This is a genomic window from Corynebacterium sp., assembly GCF_030532195.1.
Lineage (GTDB): Bacteria > Actinomycetota > Actinomycetes > Mycobacteriales > Mycobacteriaceae > Corynebacterium.
In genome coordinates this window covers 14220-27442 of the sequence record NZ_JAUNLP010000001.1, presented here as the reverse complement: position 1 = coordinate 27442, position 13223 = coordinate 14220, and the positions used below count along the sequence as shown (strand labels likewise).

6 protein-coding genes and 1 pseudogene are annotated in these 13223 nt (G+C 53.0%); 4 read left to right on the top strand and 3 right to left on the bottom strand.

All coding sequences use genetic code 11. The features are described 5' to 3' along the window. The 3 genes from phnE to Q4E11_RS00095 are packed head-to-tail and all read left to right on the top strand — an operon-like array spanning position 1 to position 3488. Positions 1–1761, top strand: coding sequence for a phosphonate ABC transporter, permease protein PhnE (phnE, locus tag Q4E11_RS00105; RefSeq protein WP_303162619.1), 1761 nt, complete (start codon positions 1–3; stop codon positions 1759–1761). Continuing rightward, complete coding sequence (locus Q4E11_RS00100; protein ID WP_303162617.1) at positions 1758–2426, top strand: HAD-IA family hydrolase; 669 nt, start codon at positions 1758–1760, stop codon at positions 2424–2426. Before phnE ends, Q4E11_RS00100 begins: the two co-directional genes overlap by 4 nt. A 15-nt stretch (positions 2427–2441) precedes the next feature. Next, complete coding sequence (locus Q4E11_RS00095; RefSeq protein WP_303162616.1) at positions 2442–3488, top strand: zinc-binding dehydrogenase; 1047 nt, start codon at positions 2442–2444, stop codon at positions 3486–3488. A gap of 47 nt (positions 3489–3535) precedes the next feature. Here the strand turns inward: Q4E11_RS00095 and Q4E11_RS00090 are convergent, their stop codons facing one another. Further along, positions 3536–5206 carry a hypothetical protein gene (locus Q4E11_RS00090; protein WP_303162615.1) on the bottom strand — a complete coding sequence of 557 codons (1671 nt, stop codon included), beginning with the start codon at positions 5204–5206 and terminating at the stop codon, positions 3536–3538. A 362-nt stretch (positions 5207–5568) separates the two neighbouring features. Here Q4E11_RS00090 and Q4E11_RS00085 point away from each other — a divergent pair, with 362 nt between their 5' ends. Continuing rightward, the gene (locus tag Q4E11_RS00085; RefSeq protein ID WP_303162614.1) at positions 5569–6255 is read left to right on the top strand and encodes a hypothetical protein; all 687 of its coding nucleotides are present in this window, start codon (positions 5569–5571) and stop codon (positions 6253–6255) included. Between the two features lie 55 nt (positions 6256–6310). Here Q4E11_RS00085 and Q4E11_RS00080 read toward each other — a convergent pair. Continuing rightward, a pseudogene (locus tag Q4E11_RS00080) lies at positions 6311–11317 on the bottom strand (DEAD/DEAH box helicase). Positions 11318–11748: 431 nt separating this feature from the next. Further along, positions 11749–12930: a hypothetical protein gene (locus Q4E11_RS00075; RefSeq protein ID WP_303162613.1), complete on the bottom strand. Its 1182-nt coding sequence runs from the start codon at positions 12928–12930 to the stop codon at positions 11749–11751. Positions 12931–13223: the final 293 nt, after the last annotated feature.

Genomic DNA, 13223 nt, shown 5'->3' with positions numbered 1-13223 from the left:
ATGACTGCTCCTGCACTCACGAAGCCGCGCACGCCGGAACCTGAAAAGAAGCCCCGCAATTACAACTCCATCGCCGCGACGGCCGTGCTGATTCTGCTGGCAGCCATCGGCGCGTGGTCGGTTAACTCGATTGGCATCAACCTCGTCACCATCAGCGAGTCCGCCGACAATGCCGTGAACTTTGTCTCGCGCATGTTCCCGCTGGAATTCCCGCCGATGGGCGAGCTGCTCAGCCTCATCGCCGAGACTCTCGCCATCGTTTTCCTCGCCACCGCGCTGTCGGTGATTATCTCGGTGCCGCTGGCCGTCATCGCCGCGCGCACCACCACGTTCTCGCCGACCAGCCGCTGGATCGCCCGCGCGCTCATCGTGCTCGCCCGCGCCATCCCCGACCTGGTGCTGGCCATCGTGTTTATCCGCATGTTCGGCATCGGCGCCATCGGCGGCATTCTGGCCATGGGCTTCCACTCTGTCGGCATGGTCGCCAAGCTCTACGCCGACGCGATCGAAGAGCTTGACGACGGTCCCCGCGAAGCAATCGAGTCGGTCGGCGGTAGCCGCACGCAGCAGATTGTCTCTGCTATCCCGCAGGCGCTGACCCCGCAGCTCATTGCCACTGCCCTGCACCGTTTCGATATCAACCTGCGCACCTCTGTGCTGCTGGGTTATGTCGGTGTCGGCGGCATCGGTATGGCAATTGCGGACTCGCTGCGTACCCTCAACTACCGCGAGGGCATGGCTCTGGCGTTTGTGGTCCTGCTGCTGTGTATCTTCATGGAGCTGCTCTCCGGCTCGCTGCGTGCGCTGATTATGCGCAAGTCCGACTCGTCCCTGCTGGCCGGCACCTGGGTTGACCGCATGTGGGGCACGAAGGTCAAGGACAAGCGCGATGCCAAGCAGACTGCCGCCGCAAAGTCCGACGCTAAGCCATCGATTACCCCGCCGTGGACTGCCTCTCGCGTCTCCCGCGTGCTGACCACCGTGGCACTTGTCATCATCACCATCGCCGCCTTTGCCGAGGCCAAGATCTCCGCCAAGGACTTCTTTACCGGTCTGGCCGACCTGCCGGAAACCATGGCGCTGTTCCTGCCGCCGTCCTCCGGCGGTATCGCAGGCGAGTTTTTCCAGCTGCTTCTCGATACCCTCCAGATCGCCTTCGCCGCCACCTTCCTCGGCGCCATCCTGGCCATCCCGATTGGTATCCTGGCCGCTTCCAACGTGGTCGCCAACAAGTGGGTGCACGGCTTCTTCCGCGTGCTGATCGTGGTCATTCGCGGTATCCCGGAGCTGATTCTGGCCATCATCTTCGTGGTCATCTCCGGTCTCGGCCCGGTCGCCGGTACGCTCGCGCTGGCTCTCGGCGCGGTGGGACTGCTGTCCAAGCTGGTCGCCGACTCCCTGGAGGAAACCGACACTGACGTCCAGGAGGCGCTCCGCACCACCGGTGCCACCGAGTCGCAGATCTTCTTCGCCGCCACCGTCCGCCAGGCCATCCCGGCGTTCATCGCGCACTGCCTCTACCTGCTGGACACCAACATCCGCTCGGCCACGCTGCTCGGCGTCGTCGGCGCTGGCGGCATCGGCTTCCAGCTGCTCAACGCCTCTCGAGTCAACCAGTTCGACGTGGTCACCTACATCCTCATCCTCATGGTCATCGTCGTCCTCGCCGTCGAGGCTCTGTCCATGTGGCTGCGCGCCGCCGTCCGCCAACCCGCTCGCCCTCCAGTCCCCGTCCCTCTACCGAAAAGGAAAACTCCATGACTTACCAGCTCGCTATCTTCGACATGGCTGGCACCACCATCAACGACCGTGACGAGGTCTACCGCGTCCTCCGCGAAGCCACCGAACGCGAAGGCGCCCGCTACTCCAACGAGACCTTCCAGCACTACATGGGCACCGAGAAGTTCTACGCCATCGGCAAACTGCTCCGCGAAGGCGGCATCGAACCGACGCCTGAGGTCCACAACCACGCCTGGGAATTCTTCCGCGCCGAGCTCGCCCGCACCTACAAGGACAATCCCCCGACCCCGCTGCCAGGCGTTGAAGACATGCTGAACGCACTGCACGACAAGGGCATCAAGATCGGCTTGACGACGGGCTTTGCGCGCGAAATCGTCGATATCATTCTGGCCTCCATGGGCTGGGACAACGGCATCATCGACACCGTTGTCGCCGGTGACGAAGTCGAGCACGGCCGACCCGAGCCCGACCTGATTCTGGCCGTCATGGACAAACTCGGTGTCACCGACAAGACGGCCGTGATTAGCTCCGGCGACACCGAATCCGATGTTCGCTCCGCCCAGGCCGCAGGTGTGACCAGCGTCGGTGTGCTGACCGGCCACCTGACCCGCGAGAAGTTCGAATCCCTCAGTGCCGACTACGTCCTGGATTCCGCTGCGGCTCTGCTGGACATTATTGAGAAGTAAAACGAGCCTACTGACATGTGCCCAGCGACCACGAGCCCAGCCACTACCGCCCGCGCCCTGGTGTGGCATGGCGGCGGTGACTTCCGCATCCACGACATTCCCATCCCTGAGCTTCAGGATGGCGAAACGCTTGTCGAACTCACCACCGCCACCATCTGCGGCTCCGACCGACACACCGTGCTTGGCCGCCGCAGCGCACCGTGCCCCAGCATCCTGGGCCACGAGGGAGTCGGAATTGTCCGCGCCACGCGCAACCCCAAGCTGCAGGTTGGCCAGCGCGTCGTTTTCTCCGTCACCGCACCGTGTATGGAATGCGACCGGTGTGTCAAGGGCATGACCGCCAAGTGCCGGAATCTGAAAAAGACTGGCCATGAGGCCTTTGATAGCGACTGGGCACTGTCCGGCACCTACGCCTCCCACATTGTGCTGCGTAACCACCAGCCCGTGGTTGTTGTCCCCGACTCGCTTCCCGATGCCGCCGCCTCCATCGCCACCTGCGCCGGCGCCACCGTCATGGCCGTCATGGAGCAAGCAGGCTCAGTGGCCGGCAAACGAGTCCTGGTCATGGGCATCGGCATGCTCGGCCTCATTGCCGTTGAGGCCGCTGTCCGTGGCGGTGCCACAAAAGTCGTCGCCATTGACCGCGATGAGACACGACTGGAGTGGGCACGACGGTTGGGTGCGGTTGCTGCTGACTCTTCGGCGACTGACATCGATGCCGAGCCAGAGCTTTTCGATGTCACCCTCGAATTCTCCGGCAGCGAATTCGGCGTCACCACCTGCATCGAGAGCCTCGACATTGGTGGCCGAGCCGTCCTCGCTGGCAGCGTCGCCACCTCCCCTGCCTATGCCCTCGATCCCGAGTGGCTTGTCCGTGGCTGGCGCACCATCACCGGCGTCCACAACTACGAGCCTCGTCACCTTCAGCAAGCCGTGGAGTTCCTTGCCGACTCCCAGATTGACTGGAACACGATCGTAGCTGCACCGATTGCACTTGATGAGGTGCCTGCGGAGGCGCAGGCCGCGCGAGGTACTTTCCTGAGAGCTGCGGTGAAGTTCTAGCAAGAACGGTCTCCGAATGTGAACAGTCTGAAGGCGAATTGAAAAACTTATTCTCCGTTCTCGCCATCTCTCGGCATCAACCCGGCATCGCGAAGCGCGGATTTCATTCGCGCATCGTTGCATGTCTGAGAAATAAATTCACCGAGAAATTCATCGAAGGCCTCTGTCTCTTCCACGGTCTCGGCTAGCTCTTTGACGTCTACCAGATGCTCGGCGATGGTCTGTTGATGGTACGACGGGAACAAGCGATATTCACTCTCGATTGACCCTAAACCAAGATTGATGGCTGTAAGCGGCATGCTGTGCTGCAGACGATTGAAAGCTATCCAAGACTGCATGTTATCGAGCTTTGCTGCATCTGATCGGCTAATTAGAGCAGCTCCTCGCTCGGGTTCAGGACCGAACGACTTTAGAATCAACTGGAACAAGAGCAGCTGCTCGCTGTCTAAAACGTCTTTAGCTTGAGAAAGATATGTCGCTTCTTCAGCTGCCGTAATCGAGTTGACTGATGCCACTGCTCTCAGCGATTCCCACGGATAGCGCGGATCAAAAAGTGCTAATGCCATCTCTTCATACAGCGTCTGCGCTTCCTGCGAGTCAGAATCTAAAAGCCATTCCAAAACAGGCTCTGCTGAATAGGTTTCTGCACTGCTCCTGCCGAAAGCGAATAATCCTTGTTCAAAGAAATTACGGATATACGAAATCCGCTCAGTAGTAGAGCTCTTGTGTAGGACTCTGTCGGCCGCCAAATTCCATGCCGCCCGAGGTACGTGCAACATCTGATGTCTGCAAACATCGTCAAGCCCCAACTTCTCGGAAATCGAGATTGTGCGTTCCCAGGTCTCTATCCGATCGTCATTCTGTGCACGAAGCCAATCAACGAGCTGTCGGAGCTGATCATCTCCGAGCAGACTAAAAATCTTATCCAGGGTCAGGAACTCTTGGCCTGGTTTTTCGTTTTCGAGAGTTTCCTCAACCCATCCGACTAACTGTTCTTTCGCCGGGACCGAGCAGGCCTTGACTAAGTCAACCACTGAGTCCCAAGTTGAGTACAGCCGTTCAGAAGGACCAATTTTCTGGATTAGTTTCTGAATATTAGAGGCTGCTTCCATCACAGGCTGCACTAACCGCGGACCATATCCTGCCTGTTGGAATGGTGTGACCACATTAATGAAGTTCTCAACAGCAACAATCAGGGCATCGGAATCTCCGGCAAATCGATCGAAAACTTCTGCTGCGCTTCTGACCGGAGCAAATCGCTCGGTGTCATCAGGACCGTATGGAACGGTCAAAGATTGCTCAGTCTGCTCGCGCAGGCGCAAGGCGATACCCAAAGGAATTGTCGCTTCCAGCTGAGACAAGAGAATCTCACGCAGATCTTGCACCGGTAGCGAGTTGATGATTTCCGTCGGGGATAAACTGTCGAGTTCAGAATCTAATTCAGCTTCCTCTGGCATGCTTCCGCGCCCAAGAACGATGACGGCGACAGCAGCAACATGATCGCAGAAGTGTCTAACCGTGAAGTCGTCACAAGTACATGAAGTGACACCAGGTAACATCATCGCGTCATACTCAATGCTTTCACCGTCGACCTCAGCCAGATAGGTGCCGATACCTTGACCGGTGAGCACAACGTCTAACGCCATCGGAAGACAGCGCCGAACCCTCTCGGCACCAAATACCTCTACCAAATCCTCAAAACTATTCAACGGCTGCATGCAGAAGTCCATAGCCCCATTATGCCTGCGACCAGCCATTTCAATTCCAAAATGAGATATTTGCCTCAATTACTAGCAATTTAGCTGGCTGAGTTGAGCATGAGCGGTGTGGGTTACATTGCGAATCGAAGTCCACATACAGCAGTCCGCATCCAATCCTCTATTTGTGTAAAATTCACTTCCTGTTAGGCACTTAGATGAAAGTTGTTTACGTAAGCTGTCCAAACCAACGGGTACCTCCTACTTTCAGAAGTAATCGCTTATAAACAGCCGACAGTTTCCGTGAAAAGTCCCTCTTGATACTGCTGAATTTGCAATGCTTTCAGTAGGTATTTTTCATTCACTGTTTTAGGGGTTTGATTGTGTCATCCATTCCGATTGGCTCTGTTGGAGAACTCGCCGGTGCAGTGGCATCAATCGTGGCAACGCTCATCAGTTTTTTCGCACTAAAGATGTCAAAAGAGGCCAGCGAAGACGTAAACCGCATTGAGCAGCGAAAACAAGAGTTTGAAACTGACCTTCATAACCAGAAAATGGACTTCGAACGGCAAAGGGCCGAATGGGAGCACCAGGCAACAATCGCAGCTCACGAACAGCAGCAAAGCTTTCAGGAACTTCAAAACCGCTGGCATATCAGCAATGCGAAAAGAGATGAAGATCGCAGAAAACGAGAAGCAGTTGCCGGTGTAACTGCATGGTGGGGTATTAGAGAAATTGGCGCCCACAAGTCTTGGGGCCTTGTAATTGTGAACGAAGGACCCTACGCCGGACCGCTGGGAACTATTTCGATTAAAGCGAAAGGAAAAGGGACGCACAAGGAACCTGTGTCCCTCCAGTTACTTCCTCCAGGCCAATATTTTGTAGAGAGCCAATCAGGCAGCTCAGGTAGTAAAAAGGAAAAATGGGGCAAGCCAGAGCTCATCTCCGCAAATCATGTCATCACGCCTTTGACGTATTCCAAGAATTTTGTAGTGGAAGAGTTCACTTTCCGGGACCACATGGGGCAACAATGGCAGTGGAATTCAAACGACGGGTGGCATAACTGCTAAACGCAATTTGTCACCATGGATGCCCGATTTAACTGATGACCACCTGTAGCTACTTTTATAAGCTATCGGCAATCCGCACCGTCTCCATCGCTACGCGGACCACGCGCCCAATGAGTTCCGCGATGTAGCGTGGGTTGCCTACCTCATCGGCCCAGTCATTCGGGTCATTAATGATTCCTGAGGCCTTGTCCTTCTTTACCTGGTACCGGTCGATCAACCATGCCACTGCAGATCGTGAACCTAGCATGTACTCGTCGGCCTCAGCAGGAATACCGGCGATAGTGACCTTCTTGTTGTAGATGAGCTTGGTCACGTCATTAATGTTTTTACCGGTCTCCGGATCCTTACGTTTAGCCCACTTCATCTTGAGCACACGCCAGGTCTCGCGGTCCTTCTCATCACCCTTGACCTGAACGTCCAGTGGTCACGGTTCCACAGACTCATAGTTCACATGCAGGTCCATGAGCTCCGCACCCGCAGCTGCGAACTTATCGAACTCTACCCGCGAGCTCGGTGTCTCAATGTGCGGGAGCATCTTCTTCAGATCCGCCGCGTACTTCGTGCGGTACGCAGGGTCGTGCAACTTGCCGTAGACAAAGTGGAAGATGTCATCACCCGTGATGTCCTCGCCCAACGTGTCTCGGTAAATCTGTTTAATCTCATCTGTGATGTTGTCCACGCGCACGTAGCCATCGACCACTTCGCCAACCTGGCCGTAAACACTGGGTTCGCCTTGCTTGATTACATCGTCCTCCCCGAACAATCCATTATCCTCTGCCTCGGCGGGCGTCCAGGTGAATCGGGAGAAGAACTGACTCGTCGCAATTATGTGCAAATCCGGCAATAGATTCGTTGCCAGTGTCGCCGTCCCAACTGATTCTCCAGCGCCAACTACTACAAAACCAATGTTGTGATGCGCTGGAGTCGGGAACATCGACGGCAACTGATACTGGCGATCGTTCAAGGACGGCTCGAAATACGCACGCATCGATTTAAAAGGCCGATATAGAGAGGTATAGATTCGCTCAGGTTTGACCACCACGTCCACGTTCTTGACCGCAAGGTTTTTAAGAATAGTCGTCCAAGAAATCTTTGTAGTATCAGCAAATTGTGGGTTATGTTGCAGGAACTTCGTGACATCTGCTTCCCTCGGCTTTGTGATGCCTTGCTCTGAAATCCACTTTTGAAGTGCGACTGTTGCCTCCGTATAGGTTTCAGTGAGCATTGCTAACTGAGCGAGAAGCTGCTCATCAGTTTGTGCATACACCCACGCATCCCGGGCAGTCGAAAGTCCACGTGAGTGAACATCAAAGAACTTCGTGCTGTTGCCCTTCTTTTCACCGATGACCGGCCAGGTTGCGAATTCCTCGGAACGCTGGTTAAGCCAGTCTCCCTCTTTGTTCGGGGTGATGGACTGCCAGTCAATAGATTCGACGGTAGAGGTATCGACAATCTTGAGCTTCTCTTCCGCAGTCAAGTAGTCGCCGATGTCTCGGTAGTGCAATTCAAAGCCGGACTGGGCGGGGTTCTTGATGCCGATGGTGATGGTCACGTTTGTGCGGCTACCTGCTCCGAAGACGTTTCCTCCTTCTTGGCGACGCTGCTCACCGGCGGTTCGCGCATTGCCTCGCAGGTTGAACACGTATAGGTCCGTAAAGTCCTCGGCCATCGACAGACGCACACCATCACCAGTGTTGCCATCAACCCATCCGCCATTGGAGACGAATGCCACGACGCCTTGTTCGCCAATGCGGTCGGTAGCCCAGCGGAAAGCTCGCAAATAAGAGTCGTAAAGCGAGTTTTTATTGGTCGCTGTCGACTTTGCCGCATAGGTCTCGGCAATCCGCTTGTCCAGGCTCGGATATTTCAAGTTCGCATTCAAATCGTTCGCCGACTTCTGCCCCGAAGAGTATGGCGGGTTACCGATGACCACATTGATTGGGGCCGCCTTCTGCCGCTCAATGGTGGCGTTGTTTTCCCGGAAGATGTTGAGATCTGGGATGTCGCCTTCCTCATGAATTTGGAAGGTATCGGCAAGTGCAATGTTGTTGAAAGGGACGTAATCCGGTTTTGGCTCGACATTACGCAGAGCTGCTTCCTCGCGCAGTGCGTTGAAGGTTGTCTCAATGTTGACAGCGGAGACGTAGTAGGCCAGCAGCATAATCTCAGTGGCAAAGAGCTCGCTGGCGTATTTGCGGGCGAGATCCTCCGGCTTGATAATTCCGGACTGCAATAGGCGCACGGTAAACGTGGAGGTGCCGGCGAAAGGATCGAGGATGCACACGCCTTCGTCGGTAAGCCCCTTGCCAAAGTGCTTGCGGGAGACATCATCGGCGGCACGGAGGATGAAGTCGACAATCTCTACTGGCGTATAGACGATGCCGAGGGACTCTGCCTGCTTCTTGAATGCCTTTTGGAAGAAGCGCTCATAGAGCTCCTTAATTACCTGCTGCTTACCGGAAGCTGAGCTCACCTCAGAAGCACGAATCCGGACAGACTCGTAGAACTTCTCCAAGGATTCGGTCTCTGTGTCGAGGTTGGCTTCAGACAGTGCGGAAACCATCTTCTCCATTACCTGTGCCACGGGATTGTGTTGGATGAAGTCGTGATTCTCAAAAAGAGCATTGAACACCGGCGCGGTAATCAAGTGCTGCGAGAGCATCGAGATGGCATCGTCTTCTGTGATGCCTTCATTCAGGTTGTTGCGGAGGCCCTCAACAAAGTCATCGAATTCGCCGCGAAGGTTGGCATCCGCGCCGTCGACAAGCGCCTTGATGCGGATGATTTGGTTCTGGGCGATGGTAGCGACGTCGTCGGCCCAATCTTCCCAGTATGTGCGGGTGCCGACCTTGTCAACGAGCTTGGTGTAGATGGCTTCCTGCCACTCTTCCAAGGAGAACAGTGCGAGCTGCTGAATTACCTCAGTGTTATCAGCCAGTGGCTGCGGACTCTTCGCCGAATCGGCTTCGGCATCGTTAATTGCTTCTGTGGGAGAAGTCTGCTCATCGGTGGTGTCAGCATCAGCGGCTTCGGATTTTTCGTTACCGATGTGGTCGACGTCTATCGACAATTCTTCGGCGGGATTCGTGCCGTTCAGTGCAATGGAGTTGACCTTGGCGTTGAACCGGTCATCATGCGCGCGCAGTGCGTTCAAGATCTGCCAGACAACTTTGAAACGCTTGTTGTCATTGAGCGCCTGCGATGGAGAAACGTCCGGAGCGACTGCGACCGGCAAGATGATGTAGCCGTAATCCTTGCCTTCGGACTTACGCATGACTCGACCAACGGACTGGACCACGTCCACCATGGAGTTGCGGGGGTTGAAGAAGATGACGGCATCGAGTGCCGGAACATCGACACCTTCGGACAGACAACGAGCATTAGTGAGCACACGAGTGTGCTGCTCTACTGCTGGCGACTCCAACCATGAAAGCTTGGTGCCGCGCTCGAGAGCGTTCATGCTGCCGTCGACATGCTGCGCGGAGATGGACACGTCCACGTTGTGTAGTGAAACATCATTGAGAATTGCTTTTTCTTCCAGCAACTCTCGGTGCATGTTAATCAGCTGCGGGAAGGAATCCGCAATAGTCTTTGATGTCTTGATGTCGCGAGCGAATGCGACGGCTCGTTGCATGGGTGCAGCGTCTTTGTCGAAGCCGCCCTTGTGGCCTTGCAGAGAGCCAGAGCGTTTCGCCAGACCATTCCATGCGCCAATCATTGCGGACGCAAGGGTGAGGTCGATCTGATTGTTCTCGCTGCGAGCCATGGCATCGGCGGCTACGGACTCGTCGACGGTCATGACGAGAACCTTGTAGTCGGTGAGGAGCCCCTTCTCTACGGCCTCGCCGAATCCGAGACGGTAGAATTCTGGGCCGTAAATGGCCTCGTCATCCATAGAAGCGAGCTCGGCTGAGTGTTCCTGTGCCTTGCCCTTGACGGAATCGTCATACAAGCGCGGAGTAGCCGTCATGTAAAGACGCTTCGTGGCCTTGATGTAGTCGGCATCGTGGATGCGCACAAAGCTGCTGGAATCTTCCCCGGCGAGGGTAATACCAGTGGTACGGTGCGCCTCGTCGCAGATGACTAGGTCGAAGTCGTCGAGTCCTTGAGCTTGAGCCTCGTGCACTGCCGGAAGTGACTGGTAGGTGGAAAAGACAATGTGCAGGCCTTTGGCTCGTTTGCCTGATTCAAATCGCTTGGCGATTTCGGTGCCGTTAGTTGAGACCGGGACTTCTAGGTCATAGGGCGCGATGTCTTCAGCCTTACGGGAGACCTTTGAGTCCGAGCAAACTGCGAAGGTACGCATGTCGAGGCGTCCCTGTGCTGTCCATTCTTTAAGGGTTTGCGACAGCAACGAGATTGATGGCACGAGGAAAAGGACGCGGGCTTTACCACCGTTTTCTTCAGCAACCCGCTCTGCAAGACGAAGAGCGGTAAAAGTCTTGCCTGTGCCGCAGGCCATGATGAGCTTGCCGCGGTCGTGTGCAGCAAAACCCGCCATGGCACCATCAATGGCCGCCTGCTGATGCGGACGAGGCTCGAAGGTCTCGCGCTGGGAGAGATTGATTTGGATCTCGGAGCCGGGGAATGAGACATCCCAGTTGATTGGAGATTCAGAAATCGCTGCCGTACCAATACGACTGGTAGGAATTAGCTGGTTTGCTAGAGCTTCTTCTGCATGCGAGGACCAGTGGTCAGTCGTGGAGATGATGATGCGACTGGCAAAGTGTTCAGGGCCAGATTCAGTGTTGAAGGCGCGACCAGAGGCTTCAAAAAATGAATCTAGGTCGGCTTTTGCAAGACGGGTGGTAGGCATATAGAACTTGCACTGGATTGCCACCCACGAACCGTCGTCAATGCGACGTGCTACTAGGTCGATGCCGGTGTCGGGTGCTCCCCCGTTGTATTTCCAGTCGGACCAACGATAGACCTCGTCGAACTGAGCTTTCAGAGTTGGATCAGTACGGAAATAGTTGACCATGAGCTTCTCGAAAGCGATGCCGTACTTTGCCTTCGGCTGATTCTCACGTAGCTGCTCAAGGACCTCTGAAAACTTGGACATAGTGGATATTATGCCCTATGAAAGCTGCTGTACATGTCATAACATTCAGCGCGTTCAAGCAATCAGTCTTACTACCAACCCTTCTAACCTACAAAAGGTCCATATGTTTTAAGCGACGCGAGACATATAAAACGCGCACCTCCGCACTCGGCCACCGAACAAATCAGCACCCGCAAATTCAGCAAAATTTTCACGTTGCAGTAATTGGACATCCAGGAGGCACCGAAAATAATACGTTGGTCCGTTAATTTAGGCAAACACTCACTAAAAGGCAATAGCATCCTTTTAGACGAGACAGCTCGAAACAACGGTCATCAAGAATTACAAATAATTACTACAAGAACTTAGCGGTTACAGCATGTTATTCCCTCTACTGCAATTACATTAGGCGTCACACTATTCCAAAAACTCAACGAATACTAAATTCTGTCTTAAATCTGAAACTCGAAACCGCCTTTTATCTCAATCAACCTATATTTATCAAGCATTTTATTACGATTACATAAGGCATTCCATAGCTTACACCAGTCAATCAATGCACCAGGCTTTTCGACATGCAAATCGCGCAATGCAGACACATGAGCCTCATAAATACCATCAAATAAATAAAAACCTGATGATTTATTTATAGTGGAGTGCAGGTCACGCAAGTCCTCTTGATCCAATTCGAAATCAACATTACGTGCACCTCTGCTAAAAATATTTCCTAATATTAAATTTAAAAACACAACCAATCGTAGTAAATCGCCCGTTAACTGTCTGAGCTCAATCTTATTACCATCCAGTGAACATGCACTACTATCAGCTATGTTTTTGGGCAAATCAACCTTAATAATTGACCGAAACCCACAACCCAAATAGTCGAATACTGGCTTTAAAATCTTGCGGATTAAATCTAAGGTTTTCTGTATATCACGGTTAGTACCGATGATCTTATTGGTCCCCACTGCTTCACTTGTGCCAATGTCAATAATTGTGACTTCTCCTATCTTCAAATTTCCAATTGGCAACCCCATGCCGTCAGATAATTTTTCCGGCATTATAGTATCATCAATCGCAATAATAAGATTTCCGCCATGTAAATCGCCATGAATAACGTCTCTTCTATGAAGTTCAGAAATTGATAATAAAACATTTGACGCCACATATAATGATTGGGCAATGGGGGCAGTCATAAATGTAATGTCTCGTTTTCGCGAATTATCACTCCGACATAGAGCATCATATTTTTTATTGCGCTTCATCAACCATTCTTTTAATGTCCAACCATTTTCTGCGACTTCCATAATCGAATAAAAACTATTAACAGGTTGGAAAATATGGCCTGCATCATAAGCTAATGCTACAACTCCTGCTAAATCACGATTCGCGTTTTTTCTAGCCTCCAGAACAGCTTTCTCAAAATCAATTTTAGTAATACTTTTCCAAATTTTCACCGCAACCCTAATTTTCAGTATTGAATGCTCAGCTAAGAAGACTATCCCGTTGGCCCCACTATTACTGATAGGTGTGTTATCAAAACGATACCTGTAAAATGGATAAATTCCTTCTTCACCATAAACTTCATCAGAACCATAAATCAGTCTATCGTTCTTAACAGAAAAATTAGCCATTCCTAAAGCCCGCTCCTCTTTTATTGACATCAATCCGATATCATTTTTCAGATAAATCTACATATGGAATACATTAGATTAGTTTACTACATACTTCCACTCCAAGTGCCATAACAACAACTTCTCACCGATTCTTGGCTATTATTAATTTTTACTCGGAATTCTGAACTTGTCTTGAAAGACTGCGCATTAGGGATAAGTCAATGGTGCTTTACCGTTAGCAATGGATGAATTGTCTGATCAATATTGGTTTATCGAATATTTCGTGAACCACTAATATACAACAAGAATGG

Excerpts from the sequence above, each read along its gene's own strand:
- phnE (WP_303162619.1), top strand. The coding sequence starts at position 1 with ATGACTGCTCCTGCACTCACGAAGCCGCGCACGCCGGAACCTGAAAAG.
- Q4E11_RS00100 (WP_303162617.1), top strand. The coding sequence starts at position 1,758 with ATGACTTACCAGCTCGCTATCTTCGACATGGCTGGCACCACCATCAAC.
- Q4E11_RS00095 (WP_303162616.1), top strand. The coding sequence starts at position 2,442 with ATGTGCCCAGCGACCACGAGCCCAGCCACTACCGCCCGCGCCCTGGTG.
- Q4E11_RS00090 (WP_303162615.1), bottom strand. The coding sequence starts at position 5,206 with ATGCAGCCGTTGAATAGTTTTGAGGATTTGGTAGAGGTATTTGGTGCC.
- Q4E11_RS00075 (WP_303162613.1), bottom strand. The coding sequence starts at position 12,930 with ATGGCTAATTTTTCTGTTAAGAACGATAGACTGATTTATGGTTCTGAT.